We start from the raw sequence: 17,634 nt of genomic DNA, 5'->3' as shown, positions 1-17,634 counted from the left end.
TTTTTTCTTGGCAAACAAACGCTTATTATGCGCTCATGCAAATTCCAGAAACTTATGATGTGGTAATTCTCGGCGCAGGCGCGGCGGGATTAATGTGTGCAGCGATAGCCGGAAAACGCGGGCGGCGCGTGCTATTGCTCGATAAAGCCGACAAAATCGGCAAAAAAATTCTCATCTCCGGTGGCGGACGTTGTAATTTCACCAACTTGCACGTCAACCCAGCCGCTTATTTGTCGCAGAATCCCCACTTTTGTAAATCCGCACTGGCACGCTACACCGCCAACGATTTCCTCGATTTGATGCGTCATTACCACTTGAGCTGGCATGAAAAAACCTTGGGGCAACTGTTCTGTGACCAAAAAGCCCCCGCGATCGTGGAGATGTTGTGGACAGAGTGTCAACAAGCCGCTGTCACCTTACGCCTCAATACCGATGTCACTCAGATTCAGCGAGCAGACGCGCAATTTCACCTGCACACCACGCAAGGAGCGTTCCAAGCAGCGTCACTGGTGATTGCCACCGGCGGCCCCTCGATTCCACGCATGGGGGCAACCGATTTCGGCAGCCACATCGCCAAGCAGTTTGGCTTGAAAAACATTCCGTTTTCGCCTGCACTCGTGCCGTTCACCTTTGACCAGACTTTATTAGAAGGCTTATTTGCGGGCTTGGCAGGTGTTAGCACCCCAGTGGCAGTCAGTTGCGGGGACGGTTATTTTCGCGAACAGATGCTGTTTACGCATCGAGGCTTGAGTGGCCCGGCAATGTTGCAAATTTCATCGTATTGGCAAACAGGGGCGGCAGTGCAGATTGACTTGCTACCGGGGCTAGATGCTTATGCGTGGCTACAAACGGTGCAACAGCAACGCCCAAAAGCGGAATTGAAAACGCTGTTAGCCGAAGTCTTGCCCAATCGCTTGGCACAACGGCTGTGCGAAACCGTGTTTCCTAACCGACCGTTAGGGCAATACGGCGATAAAATGCTTCAGTCGATTGCCGCGCAATTGCACGCATGGGAATTAACCCCGGCGGGTACCGAAGGAATGCGCACGGCTGAAGTGAGTTTGGGTGGGGTGGATACGCGCGAGTTATCGTCTAAAACACTGGAAGCCCGCAAAGTGCCGGGGCTGTATTTCATTGGTGAAACCGTGGATGTCACCGGCTGGTTGGGGGGGTATAATTTTCAGTGGGCGTGGGCGTCGGGTTGGTGTGCGGGGCAATATGCTTAACCCCGCACCCCAAAGACTTACACGCAGCCAGTCGGCTTCGGCAAACCGCCGTATTTGGTAATCGGCTTCATCGGGCCGGTTTTCCATTGCGCAAACAGTTCTTTTTGATCCATGTTAATGAATTTAGAGAACTTGCGAATCGGGGGTACGACAGCTTGATCGTCGTAATATTCACGCGCTTTCATGATCTGTTCCCACTTGGCATCGGTCAGATCGACGCCATCGGCTTCAGCCATGGCTTTACCAATTTCAGGTGTCCAGTCATCCATGCTAATTAAGTAGCCGTCACCATCGCGTGCGGGGATTTCTACACTCATTGTCAGAGTCTCCTCAAATTGCCTAGTAATTTAGTAAACTATTTTACTCGTAAAGGGCTAGGGCGTGTCAATACTCACACTGGTTAGCGGCGCATCTTGGCAAAATCCAGCATCCGCTGGGTTGAGCGCAAGGCGTTTACGCGCACATTTTCTTCCACCAAAATTTCATTGCCCCCGGTCTCCAATACGCTTAGCAGATTGTGTAAGCCATTCATCGCCATCCACGGGCAATGCGCACAACTTTTGCAAGTTGCTCCCTCGCCCATAGTGGGCGCAGCAATAAACTCTTTACCGGGTGCCGCTTGCTGCATTTTGTAAAAAATCCCGCTATCCGTCGCCACAATAAAACGCTGATGGGGCAACGTTTGCGCAGCTTTGATCAATTGCGAGGTGGAACCCACCGCATCCGCCAACCGAATAACCTCTTCCGGGGATTCAGGGTGCACCAAGACGCCTGCATCAGGGTATTTCTCCAACATCTCGCCCAATGCCCGAAATTTGAATTCGTCATGCACCACGCAAGCCGCTTGCCACAGCAACATATCTGCCCCGGTCAAGCGTTGAATATAACGCCCTAAGTGCTTGTCGGGTGCCCACAGGATTTTCTTACCCTGTTCATCCAACCATGTGACCAAATCGACCGCGATACTTGAGGTCACCACGTAATCGGCGCGGGCTTTGACCTCAGCACTGGTATTGGAATACACCACCACAGTGCGGTCGGGGTGTTCGTCGCAAAACGGGATAAACTGGTCAGCGGGACATTCCAAATCCAAGGAACATTCGGCTTCCAAGGTCGGCATTAGCACGCGCTTTTCTGGATTGAGAATTTTGGCGGTTTCGCCCATGAAACGCACACCCGCTACAATCAGGGTTTTCGCAGGGTGTTCATTGCCAAAGCGTGCCATATCCAATGAGTCGGAAACATAACCGCCCGTTTCTTCGGCTAATTCCTGCAAATCGCGTTCGACATAGTAATGCGCCACCAATACCGCGTCTTGTTCCCTGAGCTTTTGTTTAATTTGCTCTTTAACCAGACGCTTTTGCTCAGGGTTATAATGCGGATTCAGCGCTTCAATGTGTGCCGTGAGCGGCACTTTAATCAGCGGAATGGTAATTGGTTTGCTCATAAATTAATGCTCAGGTATTGGCTCGCCCACTGTCCGCATACGCAATCTGGTAGCGCTTGATGCCTTGAAACATCGCGCTCGCCAACTTTTGTTGGTATTCAGCCGTGCGTAGGCGCTTTTCTTCCGTAGGATTGCTGATAAATGCGGTTTCTACCAACATCGATGGAATATCCGGTGAGCGTAACACCACAAAGCGGGCACTTTCAACACGGCGGCGCAACGGGTTATTCACTTTGGTGAGTTCGTTCAGCACGCCTTTTGCCAAGCTCAAGCTGCGATCCATCATCGCATTCTGGCTCAAATCCAGCAAAACGGAAGCAATTCTATCGCTGGTATGGCGCCCGCCAAATTTTAATTCGTAAGAGTTTTCACTTTCTGCCAGCACCCGCGCCGCCTCGCTAGATGCACCATTTTCAGACAGAATATATACCGAGGAGCCACTGACCCGCGAGCTGGGATTGGCATCCGCGTGTACCGATACAAACAAATCGGCTTTGTGTTTATGCGCAATATCCATGCGTTCACGCAGGGGGATGAATTTATCACTGTCACGGGTGAGGATGGCTTTCATGCCTTTTTCACGATCAATCCGTGCTTTCAATTTGCGGGCAACTTGCAACACCACCTCTTTCTCCTGCGTGCCGTTAGCACCAACCGCACCGGGATCTTTACCACCATGACCAGGGTCGATCACCACTATAAATTTGCCCTTAGAAGGTTCAGAGCCCGCCGGTTTGTCTGCTTCTGGAGCGGATTTTTTGGGCGTCTTCGATTTGCCACTGCCGCTGCTGCCTTTCCCAGTGGGGCTGAGGCTGACGGTAAGCAGATGATTAACGCCGTCTACGCTTAATAAAGATTTGACGGCGACTCGCTCTGCAACGTCCAGTACCACGCGCAAACTGCCGTCTTCGCGGTCAGAATAGCGGATCCCCGTGATTGGCTTACGATCGTGCGCCCCTTGCTTGAGCTTGCCTTGCATGGTGGTATTTTTTAAATCAATAACCACCCGATCCGGCTTGTCGAGGGTGAAAACCTTGTAAGCAATTGGCGCATCCAATTGCAGCAAGAAATTCAGTTTATCAGCGGTTCCGCTCAGGTTTGCGCCGGTTAAACGTCCGGCGACGGCTTCGGCAGCCAACGCTGACACGCTCTTGAATCCGCTGGCGACCGCTCCGGCCAGTGCGCCCAACTTCAAGATAAAACCTCGGCGGCTCAATTGTTTGCTGTTCATGGGTCAGTTCGCAATGGGTGGAAAAACATGTCTTAGTTATAAGTATTAATACAGCGTGGCGTACTTTTCAAGTGAATTTTTATCATTACGCGCTAACATCATGATTAAAATAGCTAAACTCTTCTAAAAAGATTTCTCGCGCCTCACCGCAGTAGCGTATGTGAATACGCAAATCCGCCTTGGGCAGGATCCCAGCGGCCTTTTCAGGCCATTCCACCAGACAGAGTGCATCCGAGCGCAAATAATCGCGGATACCCATGTATTCCAACTCCTCTGGTTCAGCTAAACGGTACAGATCGAAGTGAAAAATGTCGCGTCCCGCCAGATAATAGGGTTCAACCAAGGTATAAGTGGGACTTTTGACATTGCCCGTGTACCCCAAGGCGCGTAACAGACCGCGAACCAGCGTGGTTTTACCCGCCCCCAAATCACCGTGTAGCGTAATCAGACCGCCGCTAGGGAATTGTTGGGCAACGCTGGCGCCCAGTGCAAGCATCGCGGCTTCGTCATCGACCTGTTGCCAGTTATTCATGTATTGTTCCCATGATGGTGTGCGGGTAGAGCATTATTTTGCGCCGCTTCATTTTATTGCAAGGCGATCACCGGCGATAGTCACTTAACAGCCGTTCGACTTAAATGCGCCTACTTTTTGAGCTTGTCTTTTATTATAAAAAAAATCTATTATTAACCCATAAACATTCAACCTAGCTAGCGCAATCCCTCACAAGATGCACTATATTCAGACTTGGCATTGACAGGGGCGTCACGCCAAGGCGCACTAAACCGATGGTTGCAACCCAGAAAAAACTTCAATGAATAAGAAAAAACTCAGCGCATCCTTACACACATCGCCCCTGATTATTCAGGGACAGATAACCTTCCTCTCGCGGCACGGGGCGACTTGGCTGTGGGGAAACGCGTTTGCGGCGACGCTGTTTGTATTATTGCGCTGGGCGGAAAGCACCGAAAACATGGCGTTACTGCTAGTGTGGTTCGCTGCGATTTTAGCCATGAATGTGATGCGCTGGTTGTTCGGACAACACTTCTTACCCTCCCAACATTATTCCAGTGAGGAATTACAAGAGTTAGGGCAACGCTACTTGGTGTATTCCACCCTCATTAGTGCCTTGTGGGGCGTGTCAGGTTTCATCTTGTTCTCATTTGACCCCTCGATGCAAGCGGTGCATGTGTTGTTGTTGGCGGGGGCAATTGTTGCCGCCATGCCCGTGTTGGCGCTTTCCAGTTTGGCTTTATACTTGCAAATCGGTGCCATTCTGTTGCCGATTGCCTTGAATTTATTGTTGCTGGGCGGCACTGCGCAACAATCACTGGCGCTGGCAATCGCGTTGCTAGGTGTTTTATTGGCAATGGTATCGCGTTCGATCACTGGCTTGTTGAATGATTTGCACAGCGCCCAGATTCAAGTCCAAGAACAGGCGCACACCGACCCCGTTACGCAGATTTCTAACCGGCGTTTTTTCGACACAACCTTTAAAATGGAATGGCGGCGTGCCACTCGCGACGCAAAACCCCTGTCACTGTTAATGATTGATGTCGATCATTTCAAACGTTACAACGACCAGCACGGGCATCAAGCGGGCGATCAATGCCTGCAAATTATCGCGCAGTGCATTAAAGCAGTGGCACGGCGGGCATCGGATGTTGTGGCGCGTCACGGCGGTGAAGAATTCGTGATTTTATTGCCGGATACGCATTTGGAAGATGCCGCTTTATTGGCAGAGCGTGTGCGCAAGAGTGTGGAAGATCAACGCATACCGCATTCGGATGGCGCAATTCCGCGCATTGTGACGATCAGCATTGGCGTGTCCAGTTGCACACCAAATGCGGTGCATGAAGCGCCATCGTTGCATGATACTGCGGTGGTTTACCCGGCGATGCTTTTGAATGCCGCCGATCGCGCGCTTTACCGCGCCAAACGTAACGGACGCAACCAAATTGCCAGGGAAAGTTGTGGCGAAGGCATTATCAAGTTGCCCATGCCACAAACCGCCACCACCCACGCCGCTTAAACGCTGAATTTGCTTATTTTTCGTTACAATTTGTTACAAGAAATCCATTCGGTTTCATGGAATAGCGTTTTCTTCGATAAAAAACATGCTATAAAGTAGCGCTCAATCTTTTAGAAGAAACACAAGAATACGGGGAATTGCTGGCTTCCATGAGCACAAATATTGATAAAGAACGCGTTATTGCGGAGCTTGACGCGCTGCTTACCAGCCCATGCTTTCGCGCCAGAAAAATTATCAAACGGTTTTTACACTATGTTGTGCATGAAACCTTAGCCGGGCGCGGCGATGCCCTCAACCAACAAAACATTGCGATCCACGCCCTTGGCAAACCGGCGGATTTCTCACCGGCTTACAACCCAGTGGTGCGCATTGAAGCCGGGCGTCTGCGTAAATTGTTAAAAACGCACTACGCAAGCGCCGATAACACCAGTAATGTCATGATCACCATACCGAAGGGTGCGTATCAAGCGGCGTTTGTGCTAAGAAATAACCCGCCTAAGACAGCGACACTGACCGACGCTGCCTTGACGCCGCAAGTTACCGAAGGCCCGCGTGTCTTGCTGCGCTGCCAAGTGCTGGAAACGTCTCAGACTGCTCATGCCGCGCCGTTGTGCCATAAATTACGCAACGACTTGTTGTTTGTGCTCAACCGTTTCCGCAATATTCGCGTGGTGGCGGGCGATGCGCAAGACAGAGCCAAACTTCACCAAACCGATTACACCTTGGATTGCGATCTGCAAATTACCGAGACGGAAGTCGAATTGTTTGTGGTGCTCGTTCACGCGCTCAACAATGAACTGGTATGGGCAGATACCTTGCATTTAACAACGCAACCCAGCCAACAAGATTTGGACAAATTATGGACGCAAGTGGCAGCGAACACGGTTGCCGTGCATTCTGGGAGAATGCTGTATTACTGGGCGCAATATCAGCAAAGTATGATCGCCCCCATCGCCGCCCACCACGCCGCTTTGGTGGATTATCTGGCTTTTTTACACGATATTACCCGCGAGAATTTTCACAAAGCCGTTATGAGCTGCCAACAACGCCTGCAACACTTTCCGCATGACGGCAAAGCGTTGGTGATTTTGGCGCGTTTGTGCGGCTACGATCACGTGCTGCAATACCACTTGATTGAGCATCTGGAAACCACTTGGACACATGCAGCCCGCACCGCCTTAAAACTTGACCCCGGCAATGCGGAGGCGCATTCCATTTTTGCGCACAATCGCTACTTTGTCGGCGATAATGCCCTGTGCCGTTGCGAGTTAGAAACGGCACGCCAACTAAACCCGTTCGACACGTCGGTGGAATACATGTATGGATTCGGGTTGTACATGACTGGCGATCAGGCGGCGGGCATACAAGCGATTCGTGATCTTATGGCGCTGGCGTTTCCGCAACCTAATTGGTACTACGTGTTGCCTTTTCTGCACGCGTTCAATCAGGGGCGCTACCAGAACGCATGGGTGCTGGCAGAGCGCATTCAATATTTTGGTTACTGGGGTGAATTAGCCCGCAGCGTAAGTTGCTTTCGTCTGGGACAAACGGTACGTAGCTTGCAAGAGCTTCAGGAATTATTGCGCAGTAATGCGCAATTAATTGAAACCACAAATACCGATAATCGGTCTATTTTTTCGCACGAAGCATTAAAAAAAGTATTGGGCACGTTAGGGGAAATCAAAAAACTCATGACATCCGCTTAATATTAAAATTTAATGATTATGGCAGAGCACCCTGATTAATTATGAACCCTTGATTGATTAAATTACGTTATCAATATTTAAAAAAATTGATTTAATTAATTGCTACAATCAGCCTATAAATCAACATAGTTTATTATACGCTGATGGCAGGGATTTTTATGACGGACACATATTCTCATTCTTATAGAAACTGGGTAAAGGCTGCATTATTAATTACAGTAATTACCCCTTACTTAAGTGGGTGCAACAGCAGTAGCACCACGGCTCTGGATAATACCAATAACACGCCTGTCACACCGACAATCGTAGCGGCAGCGGCAGCGGTAACGACAGCGGTAACGACAGCGACAGCCTCAACAGCAATGGCAACACCTATGCCCCAACCAGCAACCGCAGCGGCACCGAGCGTGGATGCACCTGCTATTGCCGCAGCAACCGTTACCAACTCTGCTACCACTACCAGTCAACGCTTCAGTCTTGTTTCCAGTAGCGGTCAAGTGGTTGACTCCAGTAGTTTAAACCAGACGAAAACCGTCTCTATAGGCTCAAGCGGTGCAGCGGGCAGACCGGAAGCATCCGGTGCGCTGGGCGCTGATACAATGCCACTGACGGATACGGAACTGGCAGCCATCAAAACCACAACACCCACCGCCGCCGCACGTATCATTAACGAATCCATATTGGGATTTGATAGCCGTTTCCATGTCAACCCCTATGGTTACCCACAACGGGCAGTATCCTTAATCACCTACAATGGCAGTACCCATTGTACTGGCTGGTTGGTCAGTGCCGATACCTTGGTAACAGCCGGACACTGCGTCCATAGTGGCGGCGCTAATGGGCGCTGGGGTTCACCGAGTGCTTTCAAAATTTACCCTGGATTCTCTGACGGTTATGCGCCCTACGGCTCTTGCCAACCCCGTGAAACCTATTCCTCTTATGGCTGGATTACCTCAGCAGACAGTGATGCGGATGTTGGGGTTATCAAACTCGATTGCGCTATCGGTAAAGCAACCGGCTATTTCAGCTATTTTGTCGCCGCACAAACGGATAATACGGCGATTACCATCAATGGCTACCCCGGTGATAAAGCGGACGCTAATGAACAATGGGGCAGCACTGGGGTGATTGCACGCTCAACCCCGGCAAAACTTTATTACGATAACGACACGACCGGCGGCATGAGCGGCGCACCCATTTGGTTACAACACAATGATACCGCGTGGTCATTAGGCATTCACACCAACGGTGAAAGCTTATTGTCTCCCGGCACCAATGCGGGCACGCGCATTTCTCAAGATGTGTTCGACCTCATTACTGCCGTCAAAGAACTGCCATAAGCACACAGATTGCGTCGATAGATGAATCCAGCAAGGCGGCGCGTTACAATGCCCGCCTTGTCACCTGACACTAACGCTGGATTTTTGATCTTACCGTGAGCAACCTCATTCAACGCCGCGCTTTGCGCCTGCAAAATCTGCCCAAGCCAACTTACCCCGAAGAACTTCCGGTAGCCGCCCGTCGCGCTGACATCCTCGCCGCCATCAGTGCGCATCAAGTCATCATTATTTGCGGCGAAACCGGCTCAGGCAAAACCACCCAACTCCCCAAAATGTGTTTGGAATTGGGGCGTGGCGTGGATGGCTTTATCGGTCACACTCAGCCCCGCCGCATCGCTGCCCGCAGTGTCGCCGCACGGATTGCCGAAGAACTTAAGACGCAACTCGGTCAGCAAGTCGGTTACAAAGTGCGTTTCCACGACCGCTGCTCGCCGGACAGTTACATAAAACTCATGACCGACGGTATTTTGCTGGCAGAAATTCAGCAAGACCGCTACCTGCGCCAATACGACACCCTGATTATCGACGAAGCGCACGAACGCAGCCTCAATATCGACTTTCTACTCGGCTATCTCAAATGGCTGTTGCCGAAACGCCGTGATCTGAAAATCATCATTACCTCGGCAACGATTGACCCGGAACGCTTTTCCCGCCATTTTGACAATGCCCCGATCATCAATGTGTCGGGGCGAACTTACCCCGTCGACATCCGCTACCGCCCCTTGATCGACGTGGATGCCGAGGAAGAATTCGAGCGCGATCAAACCCAAGCCATTCTCGAAGCCGTCGATGAATTAGGCCGTGAAGCCCCCGGCGACATTCTGATTTTTCTGCCCGGCGAACGTGAAATCCGTGAAACTGCCGAAGCCTTGCGCAAACACCACCCGCCTGCCACCGAAATTCTGCCGCTGTTTGCGCGGCTTTCCAACGAAGAGCAGCACCGCATTTTTGAACCGCACGGGCAACGCCGCATTGTGTTAGCCACCAATGTCGCGGAAACCTCCCTTACTGTACCCGGCATTAAATACGTCGTCGATAGCGGTTATGCTCGCATTTCACGCTATTCATGGCGAGCCGGTGTGCAGCGTTTACCGATTGAAAAAGTCTCACAAGCCTCGGCGAATCAACGTTCTGGGCGCTGCGGGCGGGTTAGCAACGGCATCACTATCCGGCTTTACAGCGAAGACGATTACAACAAACGCCCGGTGTTTACCGAACCGGAAATCCTGCGCACCAATCTGGCGGCGGTTATCCTGCAACTCGCTACCATGTGGACGGCGGACATTGAAGGTTTCCCCTTTGTCGAACCACCGGATACTCGCCTGATTCGTGATGGCTACAAGCTGCTGTTTGAAATCGGTGCGGTCGATAAAAACTTCAACGTCACCAGCAGCGGGCATCAACTCGCCAAACTGCCACTCGACCCCCGCTTTGGGCGCATGTTACTGGCAGCAAACGACAACGGCGCATTACGCGAAGTGCTGATCATCGTCAGCGCCTTAACGTTGCAAGACCCGCGTGAACGCCCACTGGATAAACAACAAGCCTCTGACGAAAAACACGCCCGTTTCAAGGATGAGCAATCCGACTTCCTCAGCTTCCTCAAACTCTGGGATTATTTCCACGAGCAACGCAAGCACCTGTCACAACGCAAATTCCGCGAGTTGTGCCAGAAAGAATTCCTCTCCTACATGCGCCTGCGCGAATGGCACGACATTCACACCCAACTGCATCAAATGGTCTTGGAAATGGGTGGCAAGGAAAATGACACCGCAGCCAGTTACGACGCGATTCACCTCAGCCTGCTGACCGGCTTGCTCGGCAATATCGGCATGAAAGACGAAGAGCGCGAATACATGGGCGCGGGTGGACGCAAATTTCACCTGTTCCCCGCCTCCAGCCTGCGCAAAAAGCCACCGCAATGGGTCATGGCGGCCGAATTGGTGGAAACCTCGCGCCTATTCGGGCGCACCATCGCCAAAATTCAGCCCGAATGGGTGGAAAAACTCGCCGAACACCTGTTGCGCCATCATTACACCGAACCGCATTGGGAACAAAAACAAGCGCAAGTCGCCGCGTTTGAACGCACCTCGCTCTACGGCATCACCATCACCCCGCGCCGCAAAGTCAGCTACGGGCGCATTGATCCCGTCACCTGTCGCGAAATTTTTATTCGCCACGCCTTGGTATACGGCGAATACCGCACCGCCGCGCCGTTTTTCCAACACAATGCCGCACTCATCGCTGACATTGAAATGCTGGAAGCGAAAGCGCGTCGCCGCGACATTCTCGCCGACGAACACCGTTTGTATGCGTTTTATGACCAACGCATCCCCGCTCATGTTGTCAACGGGCATTCGTTCGAGCGCTGGCGCAAAAAAGCCGAACAGCACGACAGCCAATTGCTGCACCTCACCCACGCTTACCTGATGCAGCGCGAAGCAGAGCATGAAAAAAGCGGGCAATTCCCCGACAGCTTGCAGGTGCAAGGCATGATTCTGCCGTTAAGCTACCACTTTGACCCCAAGGCCGAAGACGATGGCGTCACCGTGCGTTTACCCTTGCTGGGGCTAAATCAACTCAACCCCATCCGCTTCGAGTACTTAGTACCGGGCATGTTGGAAGAAAAAATCACCGCGCTGATTCGTGCCTTGCCCAAACACATCCGCAAACAGTTTGTACCCGCACCGGATTACGCCCGTGCCTGCATGGAAGCCATCGAGCCGAGCGACACCTTGCCCTTGCAAACCTCGGTGGAAAAACAGCTATTACGCATGAGTGGCAGCCAAATTCCACCCGAAGCGTGGGCAGCCATTACGCTGGAAACACACTTGCAAATGCGCTTTGAAGTCGCCGATGAAGCAGGCAACGTGATTCGCAGCGGACGCGATTTGGATACATTGCGCGGTAAAGTTCACGCGCAAACCCGTGCGGAACTGGCATCTAAACCCGTGCAATCCATCGAACGGCGCGGCATTACGACGTGGGATTTTGGCGATTTACCCGAACTCTATTGGCTGGAAGCAGGCGGCACGAAATTGCGCACCTGGCCTGCCTTAGTCGATGCCAACAACAGTGTCAGCATTCGCTTATTTGACAATGAAGCCGATGCCAGCAACGCCCATTGGCAGGGTGTATTGCGCCTGTTTTGGCTGGCGTTACCCGCTGAAGTGAAAGACGTACTGAAATACGTGCCGCAAATGCAAACCTTGTGCCTGCACTACGCCGCCACCGGCAAATGCGAGGAGCTTAAAGACAGCATCACCCACTACGTGTTCCGGCAAGCATTTAAAAACCACCTCACCATCCGCAAGCAGGACAGCTTTACCCACGCACTGGGCGAATGCCGCTCACAAATTTTCCCGCAAACCCAAGAAGCGGCGCGTCTGATCACCCCGATACTCGCACTGTACCATGACTTGCGTAAACAGTTGAAAGGCAAAGTGCAACCGGCATGGTTAGAAGCCATGAATGACATCAGCGAACAATTGAACCATTTGGTGTACGTAGGATTTTTGGACGCAGTATCGGCGGAGGAGTTGCGGCACTTTCCGCGTTACCTCAAAGGCATTCAGCGACGTTTGCAAAAATTGGCGGAGAACCCGACCAAAGACAGGGTGTTACGGGTGCAAGTACAACCCTACTGGGATCAATGGAAAGCGGCTTCGACTACGCTCAGCCAGCGGCGGCGTTCCCTGAGCGAAGTCGAAGGGAATTGGCACGAGTACCGCTGGATGTTGGAAGAATTCCGAATATCGCTATTTGCGCAGGAGCTAGGAACCGCAAGGCCGGTATCAGCCAAGCGGTTAGAAGAACTGTGGAAGAAAACTACCCAGTGATTACTGCGTAGCGACCATGGCGGTCTGACTGCTACGCGGGTAGCGGTTCGGGTAGCCGTAGTATTTATTCGACACTTCCGGTGATTTCATCTTGGTCAATACTGTACCAATGATATTGCATTGCGCTTGGTGTAAACGTCCAACCGCATCTTTCAGATTACGTTTACGGGTCTGACCGTAAGCACTGACAAACACGGTGTTACCCGTGCGGTTAGAAATGATCAAGGCATCCGCCAACCCCATCACGGGTGGGCCATCGAGAATAATATGATCAAACATGCCTTCCACTTCGCTCAATAATTCAGTGAAGCGCTCACCTGCCAATAATTCGGTTGGATTAGGCACGGCAGAACCGGCAGAAATAGCTGACAGGTTTTGTACCGTGGTTTCCTGAATCAATTCAGCGATGTTTTCTTTTTCACCTAACAGGTAATCACTCACGCCCAGCCGATTTTCCAAACCCAGTTTATTATGGGCTTCCGGGTGACGCATGTCGCAATCAATTAACAGCACTTTTTTACCCGTGTAAGCAAAGACGGTAGCCAAATTCACCGCTGTAGTGGTCTTACCTTCACTGGGCGAAGGGCTAGTAACATTCATGATCAAAGCCAAACCTTGCTGCGATGGCGCTTTCATCATGAGAATATTTTCACGCAATGAGCGGAATGCCTCCAACATAAACGAGCTGCCGACCTGCCCGCGTAATGCCAAGACATTCTTATTGTTGCGACCGGAAATATAAGGAATGACCCCCAGCAAAGGCACAGACCCCAGTGCACGGCGCATGTCTTCGACGCTTCTTAACCGATCATCCATAATTTCAGCCATAATCGCCGCCAACAAGCCTAGCAGCAAACCTAACGCTGCCCCCATCATCAAATTCAAGGGAATATTCGGCGCGAAAGGTCGCGTTGGCACACTCGCTTCATCAACAATCGCCACGTTACTGGCACTGCTGTCGGCAACACGACCAATCTCATTCAAGCGTGCCAACAAGCTTTCATAGTTAGTACGATCGGCCTCTACTTCACGTTGCAAGGTCAAATAGCCAGCGGATTTATCGCGGTTTCCCATGAGTACCGCTTCCTGCTTTTTGACTTCACCCTTCAACTCGCCTTCACGTTGTTTGGCGGCTTCGTATTCGGCCTGCAATTTACTGCGGGCAGTGCGGTCAATGCTGGAAGATTCGCGCTGCACTTCCTTGCTGAGTTCATTGATGCGTGCTTGTAACTGCTGCATTTCCGGGAAATCCGCTTTAAACAAGCTGGATTTATCGCGGTATTCCGCTTGTACACGCGCCAACTCTTCCTTCAAACGTTGAATGGCTGGGTTTTCCAAGGTACGGTCAGCACCCGCGACATTTTGCGAGCGGTTGAGCGACGCTTCAGCCGCAATCCGCGCACTGGTGGCATCGGTCAAGGCTAAATTGAGGGAATCCAGCACGCCTGACGCCGAAGAACGGTCGCCATCCAACGTAATAATGCCTTGCTTTTTAGCGTAGGCAACCAATTCGCGCTCAGAATTCTCTAACTTCAGCTTGGCTTCTTTTAATTTACCGTCGAGGGTTTCCTTGGTATTAGAAACCGCCTCATTACGCAAATTTAAACTCATCTGCTTATAATTAGCTGCCAAGGTATTCACAATATCAGCCGTTAGTTTGGGGTCGGTATGATCGTAACTAATCTTGAAAATCTGCGAATCTTCTACCGCTTGAATACTCAGATTGCGCCGGAAATTCTCACCAACATTGCTCTGCGCTTCCTGAGATTGTTCACTGCCAGAAACGCGCTGTTTAAATTCAGCCAACCACGCATAAACACGGGCGCGTAAGGAATCATTGTCTTCAAAACGGTCAGCAATTTTCAGTGCCGCAATCGTTTCACTGGTGAGACGTTCGCTACCCAATAATTCCGTTTGAGTCTGATAAAATTCACGCTCACTGCGCGGGGCGCGGGCAGGCTCTGCCCGATCCCCCAATGACACCCGTGCCTCTTCCGGGGTTACTTGCAAGGTAGTCGTCGCGCGGTAGACATCCGGTGACAAAAAGGTAAACACCGCCGTCAGCAAAAAAGTGGCTAAAGCAATACCCAGCAGTAGCCATTTACGCTGCATTAACCGCCGCCATAATTCGCCGAAACCAAACTCCTCAGCTTGAGCACGCGGGGCAACGTCTTCGATCGGAATATACTCCACCACCTGAGCATTCCCCGCCGAGCGCACTTCGAGACTTCTCGATTGATTTGCGTAATAGTTTTCCATCACCGCTCCTTGAGCATTGCCGCTACCGGTTATTGTCACCGCCGACAGAGATTTCTGAAATTAAATCAACAATAATACACGCCATAATAACGACAATAAATGCCGTGATTCAAAACAATACTACCATTCTACTAGGCTTCGTTGCGTCCATACTGATCTTCCAGACGAACGATGTCATCTTCCCCAAGATAACTGCCCGACTGGACTTCCACCAATTCGAGTGGCACTTTGCCCGGATTCGCCAAGCGGTGCACGCTGCCCAATGGAATGTACGTTGACTGATTTTCGGTCAATAAAAACGTTTTGTCATCGCAAGTCACTTCAGCCGTGCCTTTCACCACAATCCAGTGTTCAGCGCGGTGATGGTGTTTTTGCAGCGACAATTTCGCACCGGGTTTGACCGTAATGCGCTTAACCTGAAAACGCTCACCCGCATCCACCGAGTCATAGCAACCCCACGGACGGTTTACCAAACGGTGAATAATGGCTTCGCTGCGACCTTCCGCTTCCAATGCCGTCACAATCCGCTTCACGTCTTGCGCTTTGCTTTTGTGTGCAACCAAGGTAGCGTCTTTGGTTTCGATCACGATCAAATCATCGACACCCACCAGCGTCACCAAGCGATCTTCGGTAAACACCAAGTTATTGCTGGCATCATGCGTCATGACATTGCCGCGCAATACATTATTGGCAGCATCACGCTCGCTCACTTCCCACACCGCCGACCACGCACCCACGTCATTCCAACCGGCATTGAGCGGTACGGTCGCTGCGTGGCGGGTATGTTCCATTACCGCGTAGTCAATGGAATCGGAAGGGCAATCTTTAAACGCCGCCGCATCCAAACGAATAAAGTCCAGATCGTGTTGCGCGTGCTTAAAGGTCTTCTCGCACGCGGCGAGAATATCAGGCTTGTACGTTTCCAGTTCACGCAAGAAAACGCTGGCTTTGAACATAAAAATGCCCGAATTCCACAGGTGCTTGCCGCCGTTCAGATACGCAGTCGCCACCTCCAAACTGGGCTTTTCAGCAAATGCTGCCACTTGCCAAGCATTCTCAAAACCGGCAATCGCAGCGCCTTGTTCGATATAACCGTAGCCGATTTCCGGTGTAACGGGGGTAATCCCAAACGTCACCAAAAAACCGTCTTCCGCCAAAGCACTCGCCTGCATAATGGCTTGCTGGAACGCAGCAATATCAGGAATTACATGGTCAGCAGGCAATACCAACATCACCGGATCTGCGCCATTTTTTTCCAGCAGGGACAAAGCAGCCACCGCCACCGCAGGCGCAGTATTGCGCCCCACTGGTTCGAGCAAAATGCCTTGGTTTGCTTGACTAATCTCCTGTAACTGTTCTGCCACCATAAAACGGTGTTCTTCATTACAGACAATGACAGCGGCTTGCTTATTCGCCAAACCATCCAAACGTTCCAGCGTTGATTGGAACAAGGTGCGGTCTTCAGAAATCAGCGGCAAAAATTGCTTGGGGCGCAATTTGCGCGATACCGGCCACAAACGTGAACCAGAGCCACCAGAAAGGATTACGGGAGTGATTGGAGTCGCCATCTCTATACCTTCTTTCATTTTAAGATTGTCGGAAATCACGTTGGTGATCCACGAACCATGCATACGTTGATTTAAGCCCATCGGGTAAGGCAATTTGAGGTTGCCAGCCCAAACTTTTCAAGCGAGAAACGTCCAGCAATTTGCGCGGAGTGCCATCGGGCTTGCTCGCGTCGAACACAATATTTCCCTGAAAACCGACCACTTCCGCCATGAGTTGCGCCAATTGCGCAATGCTACAATCCACGCCGGTGCCGACATTGATGTGCGATTGGGTTTGTGGCACGAGCGCCTGATATTCCGCATCCGCCATTTCCATCACGTGGATGGAAGCCGCTGCCATATCATCCACATGCAGAAACTCGCGCAGTGGTGTCCCCGAACCCCAGACCGTGACCTGCGGTTCTTGCGCCACCGTCGCTTCATGGAAGCGCCGCATCAGCGCGGGGATGACGTGGGAGTTTTCTGGGTGAAAATTGTCATTAAAACCGTACAAATTGGTCGGCATGACACTGCGGTACTGCGTACCATACTGACGGTTATACGATTCACATAATTTGATTCCGGCGATTTTGGCAATCGCGTAAGGCTCGTTGGTCGCTTCCAACTCACCCTGTAACAATTCGGATTCAGCCATCGGCTGCTTGGCAAACTTGGGGTAGATGCACGATGAGCCGAGGAAAAGCAGGTGCTGAACACCTGCTTGCCAAGCTGAATGAATGATATTGCTTTCAATCATCAGGTTTTCATAAATGAAATCCGCCGGATACGTGCTGTTGGCATGAATCCCCCCGACTTTTGCCGCTGCCAGATAGACTTGATCAATGGCTTCCGTTTGGAAAAATTGCTCAACCTCCTGTTGACGGTTCAGGTTCAATTCCTGCCGGGAACGCAATACCAACTCCACCTCCGGGCGTTGTTGCAATTGGCGAACCAAGGCAGAGCCAACCATTCCCTGATGGCCAGCGACATAAATACGGGTTTTTTTCAT

General features: G+C 51.4%; 12 protein-coding genes. 5 read left to right on the top strand and 7 right to left on the bottom strand.

Translation table 11 applies throughout. The features are described 5' to 3' along the window. Positions 1 to 35: 35 nt before the first annotated feature. Positions 36 to 1,226: an NAD(P)/FAD-dependent oxidoreductase gene (locus tag L3K52_03825; GenBank protein ID UOG92867.1), complete on the top strand. Its 1,191-nt coding sequence runs from the start codon at positions 36 to 38 to the stop codon at positions 1,224 to 1,226. Between the two features lie 17 nt (positions 1,227 to 1,243). Here the strand turns inward: L3K52_03825 and L3K52_03820 are convergent, their stop codons facing one another. The 4 genes from L3K52_03820 to tsaE form a co-directional block, all read right to left on the bottom strand. Further along, positions 1,244 to 1,543 carry a TusE/DsrC/DsvC family sulfur relay protein gene (locus L3K52_03820; GenBank protein UOG92866.1) on the bottom strand — a complete coding sequence of 100 codons (300 nt, stop codon included), beginning with the start codon at positions 1,541 to 1,543 and terminating at the stop codon, positions 1,244 to 1,246. Positions 1,544 to 1,626: 83 nt separating this feature from the next. Next, entirely contained in the window at positions 1,627 to 2,673 is a 1,047-nt protein-coding gene (gene nadA, locus L3K52_03815; protein ID UOG92865.1) for a quinolinate synthase NadA, read from the bottom strand. A 10-nt stretch (positions 2,674 to 2,683) separates the two neighbouring features. Further along, entirely contained in the window at positions 2,684 to 3,904 is a 1,221-nt protein-coding gene (locus tag L3K52_03810; protein ID UOG92864.1) for an N-acetylmuramoyl-L-alanine amidase, read from the bottom strand. 85 nt (positions 3,905 to 3,989) lie between these two features. Further along, entirely contained in the window at positions 3,990 to 4,436 is a 447-nt protein-coding gene (gene tsaE / locus L3K52_03805) for a tRNA (adenosine(37)-N6)-threonylcarbamoyltransferase complex ATPase subunit type 1 TsaE (GenBank protein UOG92863.1), read from the bottom strand. A 280-nt stretch (positions 4,437 to 4,716) separates the two neighbouring features. On the opposite strand from tsaE, the gene L3K52_03800 reads away from it, so the two are divergent. The 4 genes from L3K52_03800 to hrpA all read left to right on the top strand — a co-directional run bounded on the left by L3K52_03800 (position 4,717) and on the right by hrpA (position 12,819). After that, the gene (locus L3K52_03800; protein UOG92862.1) at positions 4,717 to 5,934 is read left to right on the top strand and encodes a GGDEF domain-containing protein; all 1,218 of its coding nucleotides are present in this window, start codon (positions 4,717 to 4,719) and stop codon (positions 5,932 to 5,934) included. 149 nt (positions 5,935 to 6,083) lie between these two features. Next, complete coding sequence (locus L3K52_03795) at positions 6,084 to 7,640, top strand: hypothetical protein (protein ID UOG92861.1); 1,557 nt, start codon at positions 6,084 to 6,086, stop codon at positions 7,638 to 7,640. Positions 7,641 to 7,798: 158 nt separating this feature from the next. Then, positions 7,799 to 8,980 carry a trypsin-like peptidase domain-containing protein gene (locus L3K52_03790; protein UOG92860.1) on the top strand — a complete coding sequence of 394 codons (1,182 nt, stop codon included), beginning with the start codon at positions 7,799 to 7,801 and terminating at the stop codon, positions 8,978 to 8,980. Positions 8,981 to 9,075: 95 nt separating this feature from the next. Continuing rightward, positions 9,076 to 12,819, top strand: a complete 3,744-nt coding sequence (gene hrpA / locus L3K52_03785) for an ATP-dependent RNA helicase HrpA (protein ID UOG92859.1) — start codon at positions 9,076 to 9,078, stop codon at positions 12,817 to 12,819. Here the strand turns inward: hrpA and L3K52_03780 are convergent, their stop codons facing one another. The 3 genes from L3K52_03780 to L3K52_03770 form a co-directional block, all read right to left on the bottom strand. Further along, positions 12,820 to 15,078 (bottom strand): polysaccharide biosynthesis tyrosine autokinase, encoded by a 2,259-nt coding sequence (locus L3K52_03780; GenBank protein UOG92858.1) that lies wholly within the window; start codon positions 15,076 to 15,078, stop codon positions 12,820 to 12,822. Between the two features lie 131 nt (positions 15,079 to 15,209). Next, positions 15,210 to 16,646, bottom strand: a complete 1,437-nt coding sequence (locus tag L3K52_03775) for a mannose-1-phosphate guanylyltransferase/mannose-6-phosphate isomerase (GenBank protein ID UOG92857.1) — start codon at positions 16,644 to 16,646, stop codon at positions 15,210 to 15,212. Positions 16,647 to 16,665: 19 nt separating this feature from the next. Next, entirely contained in the window at positions 16,666 to 17,634 is a 969-nt protein-coding gene (locus L3K52_03770; GenBank protein UOG92856.1) for a GDP-L-fucose synthase, read from the bottom strand.

It is taken from the genome of Candidatus Thiothrix sulfatifontis (genome assembly GCA_022828425.1).
GTDB lineage: Bacteria > Pseudomonadota > Gammaproteobacteria > Thiotrichales > Thiotrichaceae > Thiothrix > Thiothrix sulfatifontis.
Note: the sequence above shows the minus strand (reverse complement) of the source record. Positions and strands in the feature narration are given on the sequence as shown.

What these genes read in the sequence shown, in the direction of transcription:
- L3K52_03825 (UOG92867.1), top strand. Translation starts at nt 36, where the DNA reads ATGCAAATTCCAGAAACTTATGATGTGGTAATTCTCGGCGCAGGCGCG.
- L3K52_03820 (UOG92866.1), bottom strand. Translation starts at nt 1,543, where the DNA reads ATGAGTGTAGAAATCCCCGCACGCGATGGTGACGGCTACTTAATTAGC.
- nadA (UOG92865.1), bottom strand. Translation starts at nt 2,673, where the DNA reads ATGAGCAAACCAATTACCATTCCGCTGATTAAAGTGCCGCTCACGGCA.
- L3K52_03810 (UOG92864.1), bottom strand. Translation starts at nt 3,904, where the DNA reads ATGAACAGCAAACAATTGAGCCGCCGAGGTTTTATCTTGAAGTTGGGC.
- tsaE (UOG92863.1), bottom strand. Translation starts at nt 4,436, where the DNA reads ATGAATAACTGGCAACAGGTCGATGACGAAGCCGCGATGCTTGCACTG.
- L3K52_03800 (UOG92862.1), top strand. Translation starts at nt 4,717, where the DNA reads ATGAATAAGAAAAAACTCAGCGCATCCTTACACACATCGCCCCTGATT.
- L3K52_03795 (UOG92861.1), top strand. Translation starts at nt 6,084, where the DNA reads ATGAGCACAAATATTGATAAAGAACGCGTTATTGCGGAGCTTGACGCG.
- L3K52_03790 (UOG92860.1), top strand. Translation starts at nt 7,799, where the DNA reads ATGACGGACACATATTCTCATTCTTATAGAAACTGGGTAAAGGCTGCA.
- L3K52_03780 (UOG92858.1), bottom strand. Translation starts at nt 15,078, where the DNA reads ATGGAAAACTATTACGCAAATCAATCGAGAAGTCTCGAAGTGCGCTCG.
- L3K52_03775 (UOG92857.1), bottom strand. Translation starts at nt 16,646, where the DNA reads ATGGCGACTCCAATCACTCCCGTAATCCTTTCTGGTGGCTCTGGTTCA.
- L3K52_03770 (UOG92856.1), bottom strand. Translation starts at nt 17,634, where the DNA reads ATGAAAAAAACCCGTATTTATGTCGCTGGCCATCAGGGAATGGTTGGC.